The organism is Mycobacterium sp. Aquia_216 (assembly GCF_026723865.1).
In the GTDB taxonomy this organism is placed as follows: domain Bacteria; phylum Actinomycetota; class Actinomycetes; order Mycobacteriales; family Mycobacteriaceae; genus Mycobacterium.
Genome location: NZ_CP113529.1, coordinates 2,192,347 through 2,212,443, shown reverse-complemented (window position 1 = coordinate 2,212,443; position 20,097 = coordinate 2,192,347). Strand labels below are relative to the sequence as shown.

At 66.2% G+C, this 20,097-nt stretch carries 20 protein-coding genes, 2 tRNA genes and 1 pseudogene; 11 read left to right on the top strand and 12 right to left on the bottom strand.

Annotated features, from left to right (window positions below):
- Positions 1-103: 103 nt before the first annotated feature.
- The gene (locus tag OK015_RS10420; RefSeq protein ID WP_268131190.1) at positions 104-1,720 is read left to right on the top strand and encodes a putative alpha/beta hydrolase; all 1,617 of its coding nucleotides are present in this window, start codon (positions 104-106) and stop codon (positions 1,718-1,720) included.
- A gap of 28 nt (positions 1,721-1,748) precedes the next feature.
- Positions 1,749-2,234 (top strand): hypothetical protein, encoded by a 486-nt coding sequence (locus OK015_RS10415; protein ID WP_326498545.1) that lies wholly within the window; start codon positions 1,749-1,751, stop codon positions 2,232-2,234.
- 8 nt (positions 2,235-2,242) lie between these two features.
- Here the strand turns inward: OK015_RS10415 and OK015_RS10410 are convergent, their stop codons facing one another.
- Entirely contained in the window at positions 2,243-3,133 is an 891-nt protein-coding gene (locus tag OK015_RS10410; RefSeq protein WP_268131188.1) for an SDR family NAD(P)-dependent oxidoreductase, read from the bottom strand.
- 84 nt (positions 3,134-3,217) lie between these two features.
- On the opposite strand from OK015_RS10410, the gene OK015_RS10405 reads away from it, so the two are divergent.
- The 3 genes and pseudogenes from OK015_RS10405 to OK015_RS10395 all read left to right on the top strand — a co-directional run.
- On the top strand, positions 3,218-3,664 hold the full coding sequence (locus OK015_RS10405; RefSeq protein ID WP_268131187.1) for a nuclear transport factor 2 family protein: 447 nt from the start codon (positions 3,218-3,220) through the stop codon (positions 3,662-3,664).
- Between the two features lie 142 nt (positions 3,665-3,806).
- The gene (locus OK015_RS10400; RefSeq protein WP_268133185.1) at positions 3,807-4,001 is read left to right on the top strand and encodes a hypothetical protein; all 195 of its coding nucleotides are present in this window, start codon (positions 3,807-3,809) and stop codon (positions 3,999-4,001) included.
- Positions 3,971-4,207: pseudogene (locus tag OK015_RS10395) on the top strand (short-chain dehydrogenase/reductase); the annotation flags it as partial. The gene OK015_RS10400 and the pseudogene OK015_RS10395, both read left to right, overlap by 31 nt.
- A gap of 22 nt (positions 4,208-4,229) precedes the next feature.
- On the opposite strand, the gene OK015_RS10390 reads toward OK015_RS10395, so the two are convergent.
- Positions 4,230-4,913, bottom strand: a complete 684-nt coding sequence (locus OK015_RS10390) for a uracil-DNA glycosylase (RefSeq protein ID WP_268131185.1) — start codon at positions 4,911-4,913, stop codon at positions 4,230-4,232.
- 66 nt (positions 4,914-4,979) lie between these two features.
- Complete coding sequence (locus OK015_RS10385; RefSeq protein WP_268131184.1) at positions 4,980-5,948, bottom strand: thiamine-phosphate kinase; 969 nt, start codon at positions 5,946-5,948, stop codon at positions 4,980-4,982.
- A gap of 170 nt (positions 5,949-6,118) precedes the next feature.
- On the opposite strand from OK015_RS10385, the gene OK015_RS10380 reads away from it, so the two are divergent.
- Positions 6,119-6,688 carry a DUF3515 domain-containing protein gene (locus OK015_RS10380; RefSeq protein ID WP_268132606.1) on the top strand — a complete coding sequence of 190 codons (570 nt, stop codon included), beginning with the start codon at positions 6,119-6,121 and terminating at the stop codon, positions 6,686-6,688.
- Here the strand turns inward: OK015_RS10380 and OK015_RS10375 are convergent.
- Entirely contained in the window at positions 6,685-7,794 is a 1,110-nt protein-coding gene (locus tag OK015_RS10375) for a D-alanine--D-alanine ligase family protein (protein ID WP_268132604.1), read from the bottom strand. The genes OK015_RS10380 and OK015_RS10375 overlap by 4 nt on opposite strands.
- Positions 7,795-7,915: 121 nt before the next feature.
- Positions 7,916-8,947 carry an NAD(P)H-dependent glycerol-3-phosphate dehydrogenase gene (locus OK015_RS10370; protein WP_268131182.1) on the bottom strand — a complete coding sequence of 344 codons (1,032 nt, stop codon included), beginning with the start codon at positions 8,945-8,947 and terminating at the stop codon, positions 7,916-7,918.
- Positions 8,948-9,091: 144 nt separating this feature from the next.
- Between OK015_RS10370 and cofC the strand changes: the two genes are divergently transcribed.
- The 3 genes from cofC (at position 9,092) to OK015_RS10355 (ending at position 13,029) form a co-directional block, all read left to right on the top strand.
- A complete protein-coding gene (cofC, locus tag OK015_RS10365) occupies positions 9,092-9,742 on the top strand; it encodes a 2-phospho-L-lactate guanylyltransferase (protein WP_268131181.1) in 651 nt (216 codons plus the stop codon).
- An 86-nt stretch (positions 9,743-9,828) separates the two neighbouring features.
- Positions 9,829-12,018 (top strand): RNA degradosome polyphosphate kinase, encoded by a 2,190-nt coding sequence (locus OK015_RS10360; RefSeq protein WP_268131180.1) that lies wholly within the window; start codon positions 9,829-9,831, stop codon positions 12,016-12,018.
- Positions 12,019-12,090: 72 nt separating this feature from the next.
- On the top strand, positions 12,091-13,029 hold the full coding sequence (locus OK015_RS10355; protein WP_268131179.1) for an NUDIX hydrolase: 939 nt from the start codon (positions 12,091-12,093) through the stop codon (positions 13,027-13,029).
- A gap of 70 nt (positions 13,030-13,099) precedes the next feature.
- Here the strand turns inward: OK015_RS10355 and OK015_RS10350 are convergent, their stop codons facing one another.
- From OK015_RS10350 to leuC, 3 genes are all read right to left on the bottom strand, one after another.
- Positions 13,100-13,720: an HU family DNA-binding protein gene (locus OK015_RS10350; protein WP_268131178.1), complete on the bottom strand. Its 621-nt coding sequence runs from the start codon at positions 13,718-13,720 to the stop codon at positions 13,100-13,102.
- Between the two features lie 214 nt (positions 13,721-13,934).
- Positions 13,935-14,531: a 3-isopropylmalate dehydratase small subunit gene (gene leuD, locus OK015_RS10345; RefSeq protein ID WP_268131177.1), complete on the bottom strand. Its 597-nt coding sequence runs from the start codon at positions 14,529-14,531 to the stop codon at positions 13,935-13,937.
- 19 nt (positions 14,532-14,550) lie between these two features.
- Positions 14,551-15,978: a 3-isopropylmalate dehydratase large subunit gene (gene leuC / locus OK015_RS10340; RefSeq protein WP_268131175.1), complete on the bottom strand. Its 1,428-nt coding sequence runs from the start codon at positions 15,976-15,978 to the stop codon at positions 14,551-14,553.
- Between the two features lie 86 nt (positions 15,979-16,064).
- Here leuC and OK015_RS10335 point away from each other — a divergent pair, with 86 nt between their 5' ends.
- Both OK015_RS10335 and OK015_RS10330 read left to right on the top strand, forming a co-directional pair.
- Positions 16,065-16,766 (top strand): IclR family transcriptional regulator, encoded by a 702-nt coding sequence (locus tag OK015_RS10335; protein ID WP_268131173.1) that lies wholly within the window; start codon positions 16,065-16,067, stop codon positions 16,764-16,766.
- Between the two features lie 87 nt (positions 16,767-16,853).
- Positions 16,854-17,366 (top strand): pyridoxamine 5'-phosphate oxidase family protein, encoded by a 513-nt coding sequence (locus tag OK015_RS10330; protein ID WP_268131172.1) that lies wholly within the window; start codon positions 16,854-16,856, stop codon positions 17,364-17,366.
- A 7-nt stretch (positions 17,367-17,373) separates the two neighbouring features.
- Here the strand turns inward: OK015_RS10330 and OK015_RS10325 are convergent.
- The 4 genes from OK015_RS10325 to OK015_RS10310 form a co-directional block, all read right to left on the bottom strand.
- A tRNA-Glu gene (locus OK015_RS10325) sits at positions 17,374-17,446 on the bottom strand.
- 84 nt (positions 17,447-17,530) lie between these two features.
- Positions 17,531-17,602, bottom strand: a tRNA-Gln gene (locus tag OK015_RS10320).
- Between the two features lie 115 nt (positions 17,603-17,717).
- Positions 17,718-19,118 carry a glutamate--tRNA ligase gene (gene gltX / locus OK015_RS10315; RefSeq protein ID WP_268132603.1) on the bottom strand — a complete coding sequence of 467 codons (1,401 nt, stop codon included), beginning with the start codon at positions 19,116-19,118 and terminating at the stop codon, positions 17,718-17,720.
- A gap of 53 nt (positions 19,119-19,171) precedes the next feature.
- The gene (locus tag OK015_RS10310; protein WP_268131170.1) at positions 19,172-19,972 is read right to left on the bottom strand and encodes a fumarylacetoacetate hydrolase family protein; all 801 of its coding nucleotides are present in this window, start codon (positions 19,970-19,972) and stop codon (positions 19,172-19,174) included.
- Between the last annotated feature and the right edge of the window lie 125 nt (positions 19,973-20,097).

The following is a 20,097-nucleotide window of genomic DNA, read 5'->3' as shown; positions in this document are numbered from 1 at the left end:
ATCGGGCTGAATTGACGGCTCGGTACCTGCTTTAGCCTTACCATCACCACCAGGGGAGGGTGGCGATGGATAGTCGGCGACGGCGGCGACCGCTGGGGATCCGGTGCAGCTCCGGTACATAAACATCCCCCTGCTGATCGCCGAGGCAGGTGGCGATCCCTGGGCCATCAATCAGAGCCTGCAATCGGGGCGCCCCGCCCAGATTTCCGATTTGGCGGAGGCCTTTCATGCCGCAGGTGTGTGCACGACCGAATCCAGCAAGGCGTTCGCCGATGCCCGCGACCGCTTCGAAGCCGCCTGGAATAGGGAGACCGGCGGTCATCCGATCAACGACTCCGATGAGGTGCAGCGGGTGACCAAATCCCTTGGTGCACAGTCCCTGCAGTTGCCCAAGATCGGCGTCGACCTGGAAAAAATCGCCGCGGCGTTGGCCGAGGCGCAAAAGGCCGGGGCCGCACGGATCGCCGCTCTCGAGACGCAGTTGCAGACGCTCGACAACATGATCGGCCAAGCGCTCGAGATGGAAACCGATCCCCATCTCGGCGCGGCGGATAGGGACGCGCTGCATGCCTTCATCACCACGTGTGAAGACGACGCGATCCGCGACACCAAGGCCGCGCTCGGCGATCTGCAAGCAACGCGCAACGGCTATGCGGCCACCTTGCACAGCTCGATGGCCGGCCTGCACAGCGAAGGCTACGACCCGCCGGCCAGCGTGGGCGACTGGATCGAAGGTCCGTTGCAACCCGATCAGGCACGCAATCTTGGGCCGGTCGCCGGTACCGGTGCTAATCCGGGCATCCCCGGAATTGGCGCGGCGGACTTGGGGGAAGTGGTGCAGCTGCCCGACGGCAGATACGTAGCGATCTTCGGGGATTCGTTCTCCGGCAATGGAGCGTACGACGGGACGCATTACCCGTCCGTCGCCGTACCCGTCACCTTCGACGACCAGGGTCGTCCCCATTTCGGCGAACCGCTGACGGGGCCGGACGGGAGCCCGAACGTGCTGTTCCCCCCACCGTTGCAAGCAGCGGGCAAAAACACACTCCCGGCTGGGAGTATCCGGATGCGCGATGGCACGACCTACGTGATGGCCACGGGCACAAGCAATTTGAAACCCGATGGCGGCTCGTGGCTGACCCGGGTCACCAACGACCCCGGCCGGGGCTGGCAGCCCATCGAAGGTTCGTGGCGTGCGCCGGGAGCCGGGCCGACGCAGATCAGCGGGTTCCAGGCCGCCGACGGCAACGTGTACATCGCCGCCGACTCATTCGACCGCAGCCAAGGAGTAAGCATGTACCGGGTTGATCCCAGCCATGTCGCCGACCGCAACGCCTGGCAGCCCTGGACCGGCAATAGTTGGGGCCCAGCCGGACAACAAGCCATGCCGGTGAGCCAATCGCCCTACGGCGAACTCAGTTTCAGGGAAGTCGACGGCAAGGCGGTACTCTCGGGGTTCAACCAGGGCACCGGAAACGTCGAGGTCCGGGTGGTCAACGATCCTACGAAAGCGCTGACCGTTGGACCGACAGTTGTTGCGCAGCAGAGCAATCCGCAGGGTCCGAACTTCGTACCGCAGAACTACGGTGGATTCATCCTCCCCGGCTCCACGCTGGACAATCTGAATCTATTTGTCAGCCAATGGAATACAGCGACCAACACGCCGTACAACACACAGCAGTTTGAGGTCAACGCGAACCGCCAACCCACCCACCGATAGGACGAACATGATCAGTAAGACGCTCGCCATCGCGGCCGGGATCGTCAGTGCTGTTGTCACCAGCTGCAACGCCCATGCCGATACGCCTGCTTTTCCCGACATCAGCGGCTATGCACCGGTAAACGTCGCGGACTACACGATCGGGCTTCCCAACACCGGGCGCGCGCCACTGAACACGGTGTATTTCCTCACCCCGGACGGCATCACGTGCGACTTCTTCTCCGAGCAGGCGCAATGCACGGGCAACAACTTTCCCGCTGTCCCGCCGGCCGCCGGCGCCGGCACGGTGAACGCGATCGGAACCACCTCGGGGTTGGCGCAATCCGGTGACCCGATCGCCCCCAACGGTCAGGTTTATGGACACCCGCTCAAAACGCTGCCGCCACTGCACTCCATCACGGTGAACGGCGTGACCTGTGGCGTCGACAACGCGGGTACCACCGCGTGCAAAGACCCCCAAGGCCGTGGCTTCGTCCTGTCCCCGCGCGGCTCTGGCTGGCTGCCGCACGTGTGAACAGGCCGCTAGACGGACAGCGTCGTGCCGGTCTGTTCTTCGGCGAAAGCCACCAGTCGGGCGGCCACCGCGTAGTCGGACGCGAGCGGTGTCCGACCGATCAGCGCCACGTCGCCGCGCAGTCCGAGCCTGCCGCTGACACCGACGAAGCTGCCCGGCGGCACCGGTTCGCTGATGCAGTACAACGTGGGCGCGGCACCCTCGTCGATGTCGTTGCCGAACCGGTCGGCCACGACCTTGACGGCTTTGTGCGCCAGCGACATCACGGGCGAGTCCGAGAGATTCGACAAGTTCGAGGCCACCCACCCCGGGTGAGTGAGTTGGGTGACGATGGCGGATCCGGCGGCGCGCAGCCTGCGGTCCAGCTCGAGCCCCCACAACATGACCGCGAGCTTCGAGGCCGCGTAGGCTCCCAGCCTCGTCCACTTGCCGCGGCGCAGATGCATGTCGTCGAGCCGCAACGTGGCCGACTTGTGCGCGTCGGAGCCGACGTTGATGATCTGCGAACGCACCCGGGGCAGCAGCAGATTTGTCAACGCGAACGGTCCGAGCAGGTTGGTGCCCATCGTCATCTCGAAGCCGTCAGCGGTTTCAGTGCGCCGAGCGGTGAGCGTGCCGGCGTTGTTGATCAAGATGTCGATTTCCCCGTCGACCTGATCGGGAAAAGCACGCACCGAAGCCAGGTCCGCGAGGTCGAGCTTGACCACCGACGTCGAGCCGCCCATCTCGGCGGCCCGTTGCTTGCCGAGGTCCGCGTTGCGCACGGCGAGGACGACGTGGGCGCCGGCGTTGGCCAGAGCGTGCGCGGTGCCCAGCCCCACGCCGTTGGTTGCGCCCGTCACGATGACTCGCTTGCCGGTCAAGTTGCCGAGGCGGCTCGGCGTCCAAGGTAGCGTCACGGCGACTAAGAGTAATGGGTGGTTCTATGTAAGTCGGGTCAGTTCTGCCAACATGATCTGCAAACCGCACAGGAGTGGCTTGGCATGAGTGACAGCGCGCGAGACATCACCAACCTGATCTACACCTACGCCGAACTCCTCGACGGTGGTGACCTGGACGGGGTGGCCGCGCTTTTCGAGCATGGCCGCATCTGTGGCATGGAGGACGGTCCGCCGGAGACGGTGTTCGAGGGGTCCGCCCGGGTGCGGCAGATGTACGAGATGGCCACCCGCATCTACGAGGACGACGGCACCCCGAAGACCAAACACAACACGACCAATGTGCAGCTACACATCGACGAGGCCGCGGGGACCGCACGCAGCACGTCCTACTACTGCGTCACGCAGGCCACTGTCGACCTTCCGTTGCAGGTGATCGTCACCGGCCACTACAAGGACACGTTCCATCGATTGGACGACGCATGGTGGTTCGACAGTCGCATCATGTTCGTCGACCAGGTCGGCGACGTCAGCCAGCACCTGAAGTTCTGAGCGAGTGGCAGCCCCGAGCGCCTTCGACGTTGGGGCGCCGGCGAATTCGAGGGCCCGCGATCAGCGAAGCGCGATGGACTGGAGAACTGTGGCCTGCTTCCCGATCAGGTAGACCAGCGATTCATCCTGTACAACAAGCGTTTTGGACAGCAAATCGGAGGAACTGCGCAGGCCTGACGATCCTGTCTCGACCGCCTCCCAGCGCGAACGATTCGACGATTCGTTCGCCGAAGTGATGTTCTCGGGTGACGAACGCTACGAGATCCACGGCCGCCTCGGCCGGCACCGGACGACCGAGAACTACTTCACGCCGACGTGGCGGCACGCAAAGACCTGATCAAGCAGTTCGCCGATCACCTGCCGGGCGATCCGAAAAAGGTGGCCGAGGCGGTGCTCATGGTGACCACACTCGACGAGCCGCCGCTGCGCCTACTACTGGGCCGCGACGTGCTCAAGGCGATGCGGGACAAGATCGCCGCGATGTCGGCGTCGATCGAAGAGTGGAAGGCCGTCACCAAAGACGTGAACTTCCCGGATTCGTGAGCGCTTGCTGTCCGAGACCAACTCAGGGCAGCCGCCAATCGATCGGGTCGGCTCCCATCCCGGCGAGCAGTTCGTTGGCGCGGCTGAACGGACGCGAGCCGAAGAATCCGCGCGATGCCGACAGCGGTGAGGGGTGCGGCGACTCGATTGCCACGCAATTACCCTCCGCCAGAACAGGTTTGAGCGTTGACGCGTCGCGGCCCCACAGGATCGCCACCATGGGCTGTGACCGCCCGACCAGGGCGCGGATCGCGCACTCGGTGACGGCTTCCCAGCCCTTGCCGCGATGCGACGCCGGGTTGCTCGGACGAACCGTCAAAACCCTGTTCAACAGCAGCACGCCCCGCTGCGCCCAGGGCGTCAGATCGCCACACGAGGGTTGCGGGTAACCCAGGTCGGCCGAGTATTCGTCGAAGATGTTGGACAGGCTCCGCGGCAGCGGACGCACATCGGCAGCCACCGAAAAGCTCAGGCCCACCGCGTGCCCCGGTGTCGGATAGGGGTCTTGCCCGACGATCAGCACCCGCAGCTGATCGAACGGGAAGGTAAAGGCGCGCAACACATTCGGACCGGCGGGTAGGTATCGGCGGCCCGCCGCGATCTCGTCCCGCAGGAATTGCCCCATCTTGGTCACCTGCTCGGCGACCGGCTCGAGCGCGGCGGCCCACCCCTGCTCGACGAGTTCACTCAACGGACGTGCGGTCACCGCGCAACCCTAACCCTCCCGATACGATTGCCCGGCTCCTCCCCGGGCCGCGCGCGGCCCGCATCGTCACCGAGCGAAAGACTGCCAGCCCGCGTATCCCCGCCACTCGGCGCCGTCGACGAGTACCCGGGCCGGGCCGTCGAGCACCTGCCCGATGACGCGCCACCCGGGTGGCACCGGGCCGGCGAAACAGGCCACCAGGGCGTGGTCCTCGCCGCCACCCAGCACCCACGACCATGGATCGTCGCCCACCGCCGCCGCGGCCGCGCTCAGCGCATCGCGATCGGGGGCAAGCGCCGCGGTGGACAGGTCAATACCCACAGCCGACGCCTCGGCGACGTGGCGCAGATCGGCGACCAGCCCATCGGAGACGTCGATCATCGACTGCGCACCGTAAGCCGCGGCCACCGCGCCCTGACCGTAGGGCGGCTCCGGCACCAGATGACGCGCGCGCAGTTCGTCAAACCCGCTAATCCCCTTATGCCACAACGAGTATCCAGCAGACGAGCGGCCCAGGTCGCCGGCGACGGCAAGCACCGCGCCAGGTTTCGCCCCCGAGCGCAACACCGGCGCCCGCCCACCCAAGTCGCCCAGCACCGCCACCGACAACACCCACAGCGGTGCGCTGACCAGATCGCCGCCGACGATGCCGGCGCCGACTCGTGCTGCCTCGTCCCACATTCCGTCGACCAATGCGTCCGCATCCGCCGTCGGCGTATCAGCGGGTGCGCCGAAGCCGACCACGAATGCCGCGGCCCGCCCACCCATCGCCTCGATGTCCGCCGCGTTCTGAGCGATCGCCTTGCGGCCGACGTCGCGGGGCGTCGACCAGTCCAGCCGGAAATGCCGGCCGGCCACCAGCATGTCGGTCGACACGGCGGTACGGCCGTCGGCGGCGGACACCACCGCCGCGTCGTCGCCGGGTCCGAGCAGCACTGCGGCGGGCTGAACGCGGCCGCGTACCAGCCGATCGATGACGGCGAACTCGCCGAGTTGCCCCAGCGTTGGTGACTCCGGAGCCGGTTCTTCGCGCACGGCACCTCTTTCTGCGCGTCCTCTTCCTGCGCGTCCCGGCACGTCAGGGCCTCGTACAGTGGTCCGACCTGCGGTAAATTTGGTCCCTGCCCGCGCGAGCGGACGGCGCCAGTGTATGAGATGGGAGGTGTCCGGTGGTCGATGCTGCCGGCGTCGACGGCCGGGTGGTGATGGGAAGTTCGGACACCGAGGACCTGGGCGGGCCACCGCGGGCCCTGCTGATCGCCGCGGTGGTGGTGGCGGTCCTGGCGACCGGCGTCGTGCTTGTCATCGCGGCCACCCGCGAAGCGCCGCCGCGGCCGGTCGCCCTGCCCGCCGCGCCGGCCCCGCACGCCGACAGTTCCGCATGCCGTGCGCTCTCCGCGGCGCTGCCGCAGCGGCTCGGCGACTACCAGCGCGCGCAGCTGGCGCAGCCGGCGCCCGCGGGCGCGACCGCCTGGCGCGCCGGATCCGGCACCGAACCGGTGGTGTTGCGCTGCGGGCTCGAGCGCCCGGCCGGCTTTGTGGTGGGGTCCGCGATCCAGGTCGTCGACCGGGTGCAGTGGTTCGAGGTGGCGTCCGAACAGCAATCCGCCGGTGACGCAGGCAGATCCACCTGGTACACGGTGGATCGACCGGTGTACGTCGCGCTGACCCTGCCGTCGGGATCCGGCCCGACCCCGATCCAGCAGCTCTCCGGAGTGATCGACCACACCATCGCGGCGGTGCCCATCGACCCCGCCCGACCCGGTGAGCGCTAGCGCAGACCCGTACCCCGGGCCAAAGCCGTTTCGACCATGGTCGCCAGCAGACTGCGATAGTCGACGCCGCTGGCCGCCCACATCCTCGGGTACATCGAGATCGTGGTGAAGCCCGGCATCGTGTTGACCTCGTTGATCACCGGCCCGTCGTCGGTGAAGAAGAAGTCAACCCGGGCCAGGCCCTGGCAGTCGATGGCCTTGAACGCCCGGATCGCCAATTGGCGCACGGCGTCGGCGATGTCGTCGTCGACCTTGGCCGGGACGTCCAATTCGGCCGCGTCGTCGAGGTATTTGGTGGCGAAGTCGTAGAAGCTATCCTCGCGTCCGCGCACACCGGCTACCCGGATCTCCCCCACCGTACTGGCTTCTATTGTGCCGTCCGGCATTTCAAGCACGCCACATTCCAGCTCGCGACCGTTGATCGCGGCCTCGACGATCACCTTCGGGTCGTGGCGGCGAGCCTGAGCCACCGCGGCGGCCAGCTCGTCCCAGCGCGCGACCCGCGTGACACCGATCGACGAACCACCGCGTGCCGGCTTGACGAACACCGGCAGGCCCAGCCGCTCGCGCTCCTCGGGCGGCAGCGTCTGCCGCGACGGCTTCAGCACCGCGTACGGGCCGACCGGAAGTCCCTCGGCGACAAGAAGCTTCTTGGTGAATTCCTTGTCCATACCGACGGCGCTGGACAGCACACCGGCGCCGACGTACGGCACGCCGGCGAGTTCGAGCAGCCCCTGGATCGTGCCGTCCTCGCCGTAGGGTCCGTGCAGCACCGGGAACACCACGTCGACGGAGCCCAGAACTTCACCGGCGCCGGGCGGTAGCGACACCAGCTGACCGCCGCGCCGCGGATCGGCCGGCAGCGCCAGCTCAGTGCCGGCCTCGATGGTCACCTCGGGCAATTGCCGGTTGCTGATCGCCAGCGCGTCCGGGTCGCCGTCGGTGAGCACCCACGACCCTTCGGGGGTGATGCCGATCGCGACCACATCGAATCGTTGCGGATCGAGGTTGCGCAGGATGCTGCCCGCGGACACGCACGAGATGGCGTGTTCGTTGCTGCGTCCGCCGAAGACGACGGCGACGCGCACCCGGCTACCGGGTGGCACGGGGACCCGACTCGTCCCCTCGCTAGCGCTCACAACCTGGAGAGGCTACCGGTTGGGACGCCGACAGGTCGGGGCGCCGACCGTTAGCGGGGTTTTGCCGGACCGCCGGGCGGGAACGCGCTCATTCCGGCTTGGTGCTGCGGCCCAGCAGCAGGGCCATCGCCTCGTCGACCGAGAGTCCCTTATGGCAGACCCGGTGCACCGCGTCGGTGAGCGGCATCTCGACGTCGTAGCTGGACGCCAGCGCGAGCACTGATTCGCACGAGGTGACGCCCTCGACGACGTGGCCGTCCTTTCCCTCCAGCGCCGACTGCATGGTTGCGCCGCGCCCCAGGCGCTCACCCATCGAGCGGTTCCGTGACTGCGGCGACGTGCAGGTGGCCACCAGGTCACCCACCCCCGCCAGGCCGGCCAGCGTCGCGCCCTTGGCGCCCAGCGCGATGCCGAGCCGCATGATCTCCGCCAGGCCCCGGGTGATGATCGCCGCGGCGGTGTTTTCGCCCAGGCCGACGCCGGCCGCCATCCCGCACGCGAGCGCGATGACGTTCTTGCAGGCTCCGCCGATCTCGGTGCCGACCACGTCGCTATTGGTGTACGGGCGGAAATACCCGGTGTTCAGCATGCGCTGCAAGGCGACGGCGCGGCCGGAGTCGCTGCACGCCACGACGGTGGCGGTGGGTTGACATTCAACGATCTCGCTGGCCAGGTTCGGCCCGGAAATCACCGCGACCTGCGACGGGTCGACACCGGTCACCGAGACGATGACCTGGCTCATCCGCATTAGGGTGCCCAGCTCGATGCCTTTGGCCAGGCTGACCAGGGTTGCGCCGTCGGCGATTAAGGGAGCCCACTGCTCGAGGTTGCTCCGCAGGTTCTGCGCCGGGACGCCCAGCAGCACCGTCGTCACGCCGCGCAGCGCTTCGGCCGCGTCGGCGGTGGCCCGGATCCCCGGCGGCAGCTCGGTGCCGGGTAGGTAGGCGGGGTTATATCGGGTGGCGTTGATCTGCTCGGCGACATCGGATCGCCGGGCCCACAACCTGACCTCCGCTTCCGGTGCTCCGGTCGTTTCGAGGACCTCGGCGAGCACCTTGGCCAGCGCCGTTCCCCATGCTCCGGCGCCCATCACCGCGACGGCGCCCGCTGTGCTGGCCATTTCTCATCCCGATCTGTCATCAACGCGGCATCTGCAGCCGCTACACCCTAGAACAGCCTCGGGCGGCCGGCATATGTCCCCCGCGAGCGGGTGCGGCGCCAGCTCGCGACCGGCGCGAATCGCTGCGCTGGCAGGATTGACGTCATGAGCGGCGCGCAGACAAACGGTGCCGGCGATATCGCGTTGATCATCGCCGTGAAGCGGTTGGCCGCCGCCAAGACCAGACTCGCTCCGGTGTTCTCGGCACGGACCCGAGAGACCGTGGTGCTGGCCATGTTGGTGGATACCGTGACGGCCGCGGCGGGGGTCGGATCGGTGGGCTCGATCACTGTCGTCACGCCGGACGAGGCCGCGGCGGCCGCAGCGGCGGGACTCGGAGCACAGGTGCTCGCCGACCCGACACCCGAAGGCCACGACGACCCGCTGAACCAAGCGCTTGCCACCGCCGAACGTCACGTGGCCGAATCGTTCTCCAATGTTATTGCACTGCAAGGTGATTTGCCCGCTTTGCAGACACAAGAGCTGGCCGGCGCGATCGCTGCCGCACGCCAGCACCGGCGCAGCTTCGTTGCCGACCGGCTGGCAACCGGCACCGCGGCACTGTGCGCATTCGGCACCGCGTTGGATCCACACTTCGGGGCGGATTCGGCGGCGCGGCACCGTCGTTCGGGTGCGATCGAGCTGACGGGCGCGTGGCCCGGGCTGCGCTGCGACGTCGACACCCCCGCCGACTTGGTGGCCGCTCGCCGTCTCGGCGTCGGGGCGGCAACCGCTCGTGCCATCACCCAACACTGAGGAAAGCCACGCGGCAAACCTGTCTGCGGGATGAACGGCGCGCCAACGCCGGATGGATCTCTACCGAGCGCTAGCAGCACCACCCGGTGATGAGCAATGATTCCTTCGTGACCGAAATCGAAGCTGAAGCACGGCTTGACGAAACTGTGTGGCAACCCGGCGACAGCGCGGTGGGGGCGCCCCCCGCTACGACCCCCGCCGCGATCGACGATGCGCTACCGGAGGACCGATACCTCAACCGGGAACTGAGCTGGCTGGATTTCAACGCGCGCGTGCTCGCATTGGCCGCCGACACCTCGCTACCGTTGTTGGAGCGCGCCAAGTTCCTGGCGATCTTCGCGTCGAACCTCGACGAGTTCTACATGGTCCGGGTGGCCGGCCTCAAGCGCCGCGACGAGATGGGGCTGTCCGTCCGCTCGGCCGACGGCCTGACGCCTCGTGAGCAGCTGGCCCGCATCGGCGAACAGACGCAGCGGATCGCAACCCGGCACGCGCGCGAATTCCTCGATGCGGTGCGACCGGCGCTCGCGCACGAAGGCATCTATATCGTCACGTGGGCCGATTTGGATCAGGCCGAGCGAGACCAACTGTCGACCTACTTCAACGAGCAGGTCTTCCCGGTTCTGACCCCGCTCGCCGTCGACCCGGCGCACCCATTCCCATTCGTGAGCGGGCTGAGCCTCAACCTGGCCGTCACGGTCAAGGACGACGGCGGCCAGCACTTCGCTCGAGTCAAGGTGCCCGACAACGTCGATCGCTTCGTCGAACTCGGCGGCGGTACCGACGCCGACGGCAACGACGGGCCAGCCGTCGTCCGCTACCTGCCGATGGAATCGCTGATCGCGGCCTTCCTCCCGGCCCTTTTCCCGGGGATGGAAATCGTCGAGCATCACGCGTTCCGCATCACCCGGAATGCCGACTACGAGGTTGAAGAGGACCGCGACGAAGACCTGCTGCAGGCGCTCGAACGGGAATTGGCGCGCCGGCGGTTCGGTTCACCGGTGCGACTCGAGATCGCCGATGACATGACCGAGAGCATGCTCGAGCTGCTGCTGCGCGAACTCGACGTGAATCCCGGTGACGTCATCGAAGTCCCGGGGCTGCTCGACCTCTCGTCGTTGTGGCAGATCTACGGCGTCGACCGGCCGGCACTCAAGGACCGGACATTCGTTCCGGCCACCAGTCCCGCCTTCGCCGATCGCGAAACGCCGCGCAGCATTTTCTCGACGCTGCGCGAAGGCGATGTGCTGCTTCATCATCCGTATGAGTCGTTCTCCACGAGCGTGCAGCGATTCATCGAACAGGCCGCAGCCGACCCGAACGTGTTGGCAATCAAGCAGACGCTGTACCGCACCTCCGGTGACTCACCGATCGTTCGGGCCCTCATCCAAGCGGCCGAGGCCGGAAAGCAAGTCGTGGCAATGGTGGAGATCAAGGCACGCTTCGACGAGCAGGCGAACATCCGCTGGGCTCGCACGCTTGAGCAAGCGGGCGTGCACGTCGTCTACGGGTACGTCGGACTCAAGACGCACTGCAAGACCTGCCTGGTGGTGCGCCGCGAAGGTTCAACCATCCGGCGCTACTGCCACATCGGGACCGGCAACTACAACGGGAAGACGGCGCGACTGTACGAGGACGTCGGTCTGCTCACGGCCTCCCCCGACATCGGCGCCGACCTGACCGACCTGTTCAATTCGCTGACCGGCTACTCGCGCAAGGTCTCCTACCGCAACCTCTTGGTTGCCCCGCACAGCATTCGCACCGGGATCATCGAACGCGTCGAGCGCGAGATTGCGGCCCACCGCGAACATGGTGGTGGCCGGATCCGGGTGAAGATGAACGCTCTGGTCGACGAGCAGGTCATCGACGCGCTGTATCGCGCGTCGCGGGCCGGCGTGCGGGTCGAGGTGGTGGTGCGCGGCATCTGCGCGCTACGCCCTGGCACCGAAGGCTTCTCGGAGAACATTGCGGTCCGTTCGATCCTCGGCCGATTCCTGGAGCACTCGCGGATCATGCATTTCAGTCGCATCAACGAGTTCTGGATCGGCAGCGCCGACATGATGCACCGCAACCTCGACCGGCGCGTCGAGGCGCTGGTTCAGGTCAAGGATCCCAAGCTGACCACGTATCTGAACGAGTTGTTCGAGTCCGCGATGGACCCGTCCACCCGGTGCTGGGAGCTCGAATCCGACGGGCAGTGGATCGCGTCGCCACGGGAAGGTCACTCGGTGCGCGATCACCAGGAGTCATTGATGGAGCGCCACCGCGGCGCCTAACGACATGTGGTAACTTTCCAGCCCACGCCCGGGGCCGGTGTAACGCTGGCCGAATTGACCTGCAGGAGTGGAGTGTCGGACCAGAACTCGCGGCGCTCAGGGAAGCGGCTCGTCTACGCGGCGGGCGCGGTGCTGTGGCGAGACCGCCGTGCCGATGCGGACGACACCGAGCTCGAGATCGCTGTCATCCACCGTCCCCGCTACGACGACTGGTCGCTGCCCAAGGGCAAAGTGGACCCGGGCGAAACGGCACCGGTGGCCGCGGTGCGCGAGGTGCTGGAGGAAACCGGACACCACGCCATCCTCGGCCGGCGGCTCGACAAGGTGAGCTATCCGATCGACCAAGGCGTCAAAAAGGTCTACTACTGGGCGGCGCGCAGCACCGGTGGCAATTTCGAACCGGGCAAAGAGGTCGACGAATTGATCTGGTTGTCCGTCGCCGACGCAATGAAGAAGCTCGACTACGGACAAGACCGAAATGTGTTGCGGGAGTTCACAAAACAACCAGCAGACACGCACACCGTGTTGGTAGTCCGGCACGGCACCGCGGGCCGCAAATCCCGGTTCTCCGGAGATGACACCAAGCGACCGCTCGACAAGCGAGGCCGCGCTCAGGCTGAGGCCTTGGTCCCGCAGCTGATGGCGTTCGGCGCCACCGACGTGTATGCGGCCGATCGGGTGCGCTGCCACGAGACGGTTGAGCCGCTCGCCGAGGAGCTGGGTGTGACGATCGAGAACGAGTCCGCGCTCACCGAGGAGTCGTACGCCAAGAGTCCCAAACGCGGCCGGCACCGGATACTGCATATCGCCGAGCGCGAGGGCACACCGGTGATCTGTACGCAGGGCAAGGTGATTCCCGATCTGATCACATGGTGGTGCGAACGCGACGGGGTACACCCGGATAAGTCGCGCAATCACAAAGGCAGTACGTGGGTGCTGTCGCTATCCAAGGGCCGACTGGTGGCGGCCGATCACATCGGCGGCGCGCTGGCCGCCAACGTCCGGGCCTGACACACGAAATACCCTTCGGGGGCAGCCTTGCCGCCCCGAAGGGTATTCGCGTCTGAACTCGGCTACTGCCTTACTTGCGGCCGCGCTTGGCGGCGGCCTTCTTGGCCGGAGCCTTCTTGGCCGCAGTCTTCTTGGCCGGAGCCTTGGTCGCGGCCTTGCGCACGGGCGCCTTGGCAACGACCTTCTTCACGGCCTTGACCGCTTTCTTGACCGGAGCCTTGGTCGCGGCCTTCTTGACCGGGGCCTTGGTCGCGGCCTTCTTGACCGGAGCCTTGGTCGCGGCCTTCTTGGCCGGAGCCTTGGTCGCGGCCTTCTTCACCGCAGCCTTCTTGGCGGGAGCCTTCTTGGCAACCTTCTTGGCTGCGCCTGCAACAACACCACGTTTCACGGCCGGTCCTTCCGACGGGAGGCGCTGTGCGCCAGCAACAACCGCTTTGAATTGAGCACCCGGGCGGAACGCGGGGACGGACGTCGGCTTTACCTTCACCGTCTCACCGGTACGCGGGTTGCGGGCGACACGCGCTGCGCGGCGCCGTTGTTCGAACACACCGAACCCGGTGATGGTCACGCTGTCGCCCTTGTGCACCGCACGCACAATGGTGTCGACAACATTCTCGACGGCGGCGGTCGCCTGCCGACGGTCCGAGCCCAATTTCTGTGTGAGCACATCTATGAGCTCTGCTTTGTTCATCCAAACCCTCCGAAGCCAGTGGTCCCATTTTGGGAACCGACTAGCGAACACGGTAAACCCTTACCCAGCAAATTGCCAAGCGCCACGCGCAATTTCACGGCTAAGCAACAGGAAATTCGGCAATCCGGTTGCCGCCCTTGGTCGGTGACGCGGGCGAAAAATAAGCCTTGCTAGCTAAGGCGATCGGGGCGAAATTCCACCCCGATCGAGGAGTTCACGGGGTGGGTAGAGTGCGCGGTTTCCAGTCCGGACGGGCCGCCTCGAAAGACTCGATGTCATCGAGTTTCTGCAGCGTAAGGCCTATATCGTCGAGTCCTTCGAGCAGTCGCCACGCGGTGTGGTCGTCAATCTTGAACGGCAGCACCGTCGTTCCCGCAATGATATTTCGATCTTGAAGATTGGCAGTGATTTCCAGTCCCGGACTCTGCTCGATGAGCTTCCAAAGGAGTTCCACGCCGTCTTGGCTGACTTCGGCCGCCAGCAGCCCCGCCTTGCCCGCGTTGCCCCGAAAAATGTCGCCGAATCGAGACGAGATGACCACCCGGAAGCCGTAGTCCATCAGCGCCCACACTGCATGCTCGCGCGACGATCCGGTCCCGAAGTCGGGTCCGGCGACCAAGACCGAGCCTCGGTCAAATGGACTGAGGTTGAGCACGAATGACGGATCCGACCGCCACGTCGCGAACAATCCGTCCTCGAAACCGGTGCGGGTGACACGCTTCAAATACACCGCAGGAATGATCTGGTCGGTATCGACATTGGAGCGCCGCAGCGGCACGCCAATCCCGGTGTGGGTGTGAAAGGCTTCCATCTTCGTCCTCGATTTCGTTTCAGTTCAAGTCAGCCGGAGCGGAAAGCGTGCCGCGAACCGCTGTGGCCGCGGCGACGTCCGGCGATACCAAATGCGTACGGCCGCCTTTGCCCTGCCGCCCTTCGAAGTTCCGGTTGGACGTCGCGGCGCAGCGCTCGCCGGGCGCGAGCTGATCGGGGTTCATACCCAGGCACATCGAGCAGCCGGCCTGCCGCCATTCGGCACCGGCGGCGGTGAATACCTCACTGAGCCCTTCGGCTTCGGCCTGCGCGCGCACCCGCATCGAGCCCGGAACAACCAGCATTCGCACGCCCGGGGCCACTTTGCGCCCGCGCAACACCTCGGCCACTACCCGCAGATCCTCGATGCGACCGTTGGTACAAGACCCCACGAATACCGTGTCGACCGCGATCTCACGCATCGGCATACCCGGCCGAAGGTCCATATATGCCAACGCTTTCTCCGCGGCCTGGCGTTCGTCGTCGTCGGTCATCAACTCGGGATCCGGCACCGCCGCCCCCAACGGCACTCCCTGGCCGGGGTTTGTTCCCCAGGTGACGAACGGCGTCAACGACTCCGCATCGAGATAAACCTCGGTGTCGAAAACGGCGCCGTCGTCGGTGCGCAGCTGCTGCCAGTACTGCAACGCGGCGTCCCACTGGGCGCCGGTCGGCGCGTGCGCGCGGCCACGCAGGAATTCGTAGGTGGTCTCGTCCGGCGCCACCATTCCGGCGCGGGCGCCGGCTTCGATGCTCATGTTGCAGACCGTCATCCGGCCTTCCATGGACAGGGATTCGATCGCACTGCCCCGATATTCGATGACATGGCCCTGGCCGCCGCCCGTGCCGATCTTGGCGATCAACGCCAGGATGATGTCCTTGGCCGTCACGCCGGGCGCCAATTCCCCGTCGACATTGACCGCCATTGTTTTGAAGGGCCGCAACGGCAAAGTCTGGGTGGCCAGCACATGCTCGACCTCCGAGGTACCGATTCCCATGGCCAATGCGCCGAATGCTCCGTGAGTGGAAGTGTGACTATCCCCACAGACGACCGTCATTCCCGGTTGGGTCAGCCCTAATTGCGGTCCGACGACATGCACGATGCCCTGTTCGATATCACCCATCGGATGTAGCCGGACACCGAATTCGGCGCAGTTGCGCCGCAATGTCTCAACCTGAGTACGCGATATCGGGTCGGCGATCGGCTTGTCGATGTCGACGGTGGGCACGTTGTGGTCCTCGGTGGCCAGCGTCAGATCTGGCCGGTGCACCGGGCGCCCGGCCAGGCGCAGGCCGTCGAACGCCTGCGGGCTGGTGACCTCGTGCACCAAATGCAGGTCGATGTAAATCAAGTCCGGCGCGGTGCCGTCACCGGAGACCACAACGTGGTCTTCCCACACCTTTTCGGCCAGGGTGCGCGGCTTACCCCCAGCTACTTCGGTTCCCATCGTGAACTCGCCTCGATTCGCCTCATTCGCGGCTCGCCGATCAATCTGGGCTGTGATCTCATAATACGAGACGCTAGTATCTCTCTATGAGACAGCATAGCGGCATCGGCGTCCTGGATAAAGCCGTGGAGGTGTTGCACACGATCGCGGAATCTCCCTGTGGGTTAGCCGAACTGTGCGACCGCACCGGTTTTCCCCGGGCGACGACCTACCGGCTGGCCGCTGCACTGGAAGTGCACCGCCTGCTGGCGCGCGACGACGAAGGGCGTTGGCAGCTGGGCCCCGCGCTGACCGAACTCGCGGCGCAGGTCGACGATCCGTTGCTGGCGGCCGGCGCGGCGGTGCTCCCGCACTTGCGTGAGACCACCGGCGAAAGCGTGCAGCTGTACCGCCGCGAGGGCACGTCGCGGGTCTGCGTGGCGGCCCTGGAACCGTCTGCGGGCCTTCGCGATACGGTTCCGGTCGGAGCGCGGTTGCCGATGACAGCGGGTTCGGGGGCCAAAGTCTTGCTGGCCCACAGCGATGCCGCCACTCAACAAGCCGTGCTGCCGACGGCCAAGTTCACCGACCGGACGCTGGCCGAAGTACGCCGGCGTGGTTGGGCGCAAAGCATTGCCGAGCGCGAGCCGGGGGTGGCGAGTGTGTCAGCGCCCGTGCGTGATGGCCGCGGCGTGGTCGTCGCCGCCATCTCGGTGTCGGGGCCCGTCGACCGGATCGGCCGGCGTCCGGGAGCGCGCTGGGCCGCCGATCTTCTATCGGCGGCCGACGCCATGGCTCGACGGCTATAGTCGCCTCGACCGCTCGAGTGTGCGTCCGGGGCGCACAATTCCCGCCCTCAGCGCACGCTCGAAATCCGCCGCTGACAAACTGACGCGATGGGAACCAATCAGCGCGCGAGCATCGTCATGACCGAGGACGAGATCGCCGACTTCGTCGTCAGAAGCCGCACCGGGACAATGGCCACCATTGGGCGCGACGGCCAGCCGCACTTGACCGCCATGTGGTACGCCGTCGTCGACGGCGAAATCTGGATCGAGACCAAAGCCAAGTCTCAGAAGGCCGTCAACCTGACCCGCGATCCGCGAGTGACCTTTCTGATCGAAGACGGCGACACCTACGACACGTTGCGCGGAGTGTCCTTCGAAGGCGTCGCGGAGATCGTCGACGATCCCGACGTCTCGCATCGCGTCGGGGTCAGTGTGTGGGAGCGCTACACCGGCCCCTACACCGACGACATGTTGCCGTTCGTCCAGCAGATGATGAACAAGCGAGTCTGCGTGCGCATCGTGGCGCAGCGCGCGCGTTCCTGGGATCACCGCAAGCTCGGATTACCGCCGATGCCGGTAGGCGGATCAACCGCCCCGGCAGTGCTGGGGACCGGCCAGTAATTACTTGTAGCCCCGATGGGATTCGAACCCACGCTACCGCCGTGAGAGGGCGGCGTCCTAGGCCGCTAGACGACGGGGCCAGAACCGATCCGAGCAGCCAGCATAGCTCACCCGGCGAGGGCTACCTAATCACTGGGCATCTGCTTGCAGCCTGACAGACTTTGCTGGGGTACCAGGACTCGAACCTAGAATGGCTGAACCAGAATCAGCTGTGTTGCCAATTACACCATACCCCATTGGCTGCCTAAAACCGCTGCTCAGAGCGTGTTCTGCGGGCTAGCGCCAGCTTGTGAACCCACTCTGCCAAACCGTTGTCGGCCTTTGTAAACCGCTGTGCAGACTACCAAAGATTCAGCCGGCCCCATCGCGCGCGGCCCGCAACCGCTCCAGGCTGCGGTCCCGGCCCAGCAGCTCCAGCGATTCGAAGAGCGGCGGACTGATCGTCGTTCCGGTGGCGGCAACGCGGATCGGGCCGAACGCCTTGCGCGGTTTGAGCTCGAGGCCCTCGATGAGGGCCGCCTTGAGCGCGTCCTCGATGCCCGCCGTCGTCCAGTCCGCGAGGCCCTCCAACGCCCGCAGAGCGGCGTCGAGCACCGGGGCAGCGTCCGGGCCCAGCTCCTTGCCGGCGGCCTTGGGGTCGATCGCGTATTCGTCGTCGTTGAGGAACTTCAGCAGGTCCCACGCATCGCCGAGCACCACGATGCGGGTCTGCACCAGCTCGGCCGCCGTGGCGAATCCGGCCTCGTCGAGCCCGAGGCGATGGCCGTGCACAGCGAAGTAGTCGTGCAACCGGCCGGTGAAGTCGGCGACGTCGAGCATCCGGATGTGTTCGGCGTTGAGCGCGTCGGCCTTCTTCTGATCGAACCGGGCCGGGTTGGAGTTGACGTCGACCACGTCGAACGCGGCCACCATCTCCCGGAGGCTGAACAGGTCGTGATCGTCGGCGATCGCCCAGCCCAGCAGCGCAAGGTAATTCAGCAACCCTTCGGGGATGAAGCCCCGGTCGCGGTGGGCGAACAAATTAGACTGCGGGTCGCGCTTGGACAGCTTTTTGGTGCCCTCCCCCAATACCGTTGGCAGGTGCGCGAATTGCGGAACGCGCTCGGCCACCCCGATTCGGATCAGCGCCTGGTACAACGCCAGCTGACGCGGCGTCGACGGCAGCAGATCCTCGCCGCGAAGCACGTGGGTGATCTTCATCAGCGCGTCGTCACACGGATTGACCAAGGTATACAAGGGATCTCCGCTTGCGCGGGTCAACGCGAAATCGGGTACCGAGCCCGCCGCGAAGGTGGTGGTCCCGCGCACCAGGTCATCCCACGCCAGATCTTCGTCGGGCATCCGTAGCCGCACCACGGGCTTGCGGCCTTCGGCCAGGAACTCCGCGCGCTGCGCCTCGGTCAGCTCGCGGTCGTAGTTGTCGTAGCCCAATTTGGGATTGCGGCCGGCGGCCACATGGCGGGCCTCGACCTCCTCCGGCGTCGAAAAAGCGTGGTAGGCCTCACCGGCGGTCAGCAACTTGTCCACCACTTCGCGGTAGGTGTCGCCGCGCTGCGACTGCCGGTACGGGCCGTAGGGTCCGCCGACCTCGGGCCCCTCGTCCCAATCCAGCCCGAGCCAGCGCAACGCGTCGAGCAGGGCCAGATAGCTTTCCTCGCTGTCGCGCTCGGCATCGGTGTCCTCGATGCGAAAGACGAAGGTGCCACCGGTGTGGCGAGCGTAGGCCCAGTTGAACAGCGCGGTGCGGACCATCCCGACGTGCGGGGTGCCGGTCGGCGATGGGCAGAACCGGACCCGAACGTCAGTCACGACTTTCCTTTTCGGACCACGGGATTGGAGAGGGTGCCGATACCCTCGATGAAAATGGAGACGGTGTCGCCGTCCTCGATGGGACCGACCCCGGCCGGCGTCCCGGTGAGGATGAGATCGCCCGGCAGCAAAGTCATCACCGCCGAGATCCATTCCACGATGGCACCGACATCGTGAATCATCAGCGAGGTGCGGCTGTCCTGTTTGACCTGGCCGTTGACCTCGGTGCGCAGCGCGATGTCGGCCGGGTCGAGGTCGGTGACGACCCACGGCCCCACCGGGCAGAAGGTGTCGTGCCCCTTGGCGCGAGTCCATTGGCCGTCGGCCTGTTGCTGATCGCGAGCCGACACGTCGTTGGCGATCGTGTAGCCCAAGATGTTGTCGGCGGCCTGGGCGGCCGCCACGTCCTTGCACGGCCGGCCGATCACCACGGCCAGCTCCCCTTCGAAATGCACGGGTGATGCGTTGGCGGGCAACCGAATCGGTACGTTCGGTCCGATGATGGCGGTGTTGGGCTTGAGGAAGATGATGGGATCGGCCGCGGCCGGGCCGGTTGCGAAGGTGGCCATCTCGGCGATGTGGTCGCTGTAGTTCTTGCCGATGCAGACCACCTTTCCGGCAAGCATCGGAGCCAGCAGCCGGACGTCGGCGACCGGCCACGAGCGACCGGTAAACGTCGGCGTGCCGAACGGGTGCTCGGCGATCTCACGGGCAGTCATCGCGCTGGGATCCTCCAGCGGGCCCTCGATACTGACGAAGGAGACACCATCCGGGCTAGCGATTCGACCAAGGCGCATTCACCTAAGCCTAGTGACGGTCGCGAGCCCGGCAGCAGCCGGGCGATGCGGGCCGTCACCATCGGCCCCCCGGGCGACGATGCGGCGCCCCGACCCGGGCCGAGGTGAAGAAACCGTCGCGACGA

Coding starts and splice junctions, on each gene's coding strand:
- OK015_RS10330 (WP_268131172.1), top strand. CDS start 16,854: ATGGGAACCAATCAGCGCGCGAGCATCGTCATGACCGAGGACGAGATC.
- leuD (WP_268131177.1), bottom strand. CDS start 14,531: ATGGAAGCCTTTCACACCCACACCGGGATTGGCGTGCCGCTGCGGCGC.
- OK015_RS10380 (WP_268132606.1), top strand. CDS start 6,119: ATGGGAAGTTCGGACACCGAGGACCTGGGCGGGCCACCGCGGGCCCTG.
- OK015_RS10370 (WP_268131182.1), bottom strand. CDS start 8,947: ATGGCCAGCACAGCGGGCGCCGTCGCGGTGATGGGCGCCGGAGCATGG.
- cofC (WP_268131181.1), top strand. CDS start 9,092: ATGAGCGGCGCGCAGACAAACGGTGCCGGCGATATCGCGTTGATCATC.
- OK015_RS10335 (WP_268131173.1), top strand. CDS start 16,065: ATGAGACAGCATAGCGGCATCGGCGTCCTGGATAAAGCCGTGGAGGTG.
- gltX (WP_268132603.1), bottom strand. CDS start 19,118: ATGGTCCGCACCGCGCTGTTCAACTGGGCCTACGCTCGCCACACCGGT.
- leuC (WP_268131175.1), bottom strand. CDS start 15,978: ATGGGAACCGAAGTAGCTGGGGGTAAGCCGCGCACCCTGGCCGAAAAG.
- OK015_RS10350 (WP_268131178.1), bottom strand. CDS start 13,720: ATGAACAAAGCAGAGCTCATAGATGTGCTCACACAGAAATTGGGCTCG.
- OK015_RS10405 (WP_268131187.1), top strand. CDS start 3,218: ATGAGTGACAGCGCGCGAGACATCACCAACCTGATCTACACCTACGCC.
- OK015_RS10310 (WP_268131170.1), bottom strand. CDS start 19,972: ATGCGCCTTGGTCGAATCGCTAGCCCGGATGGTGTCTCCTTCGTCAGT.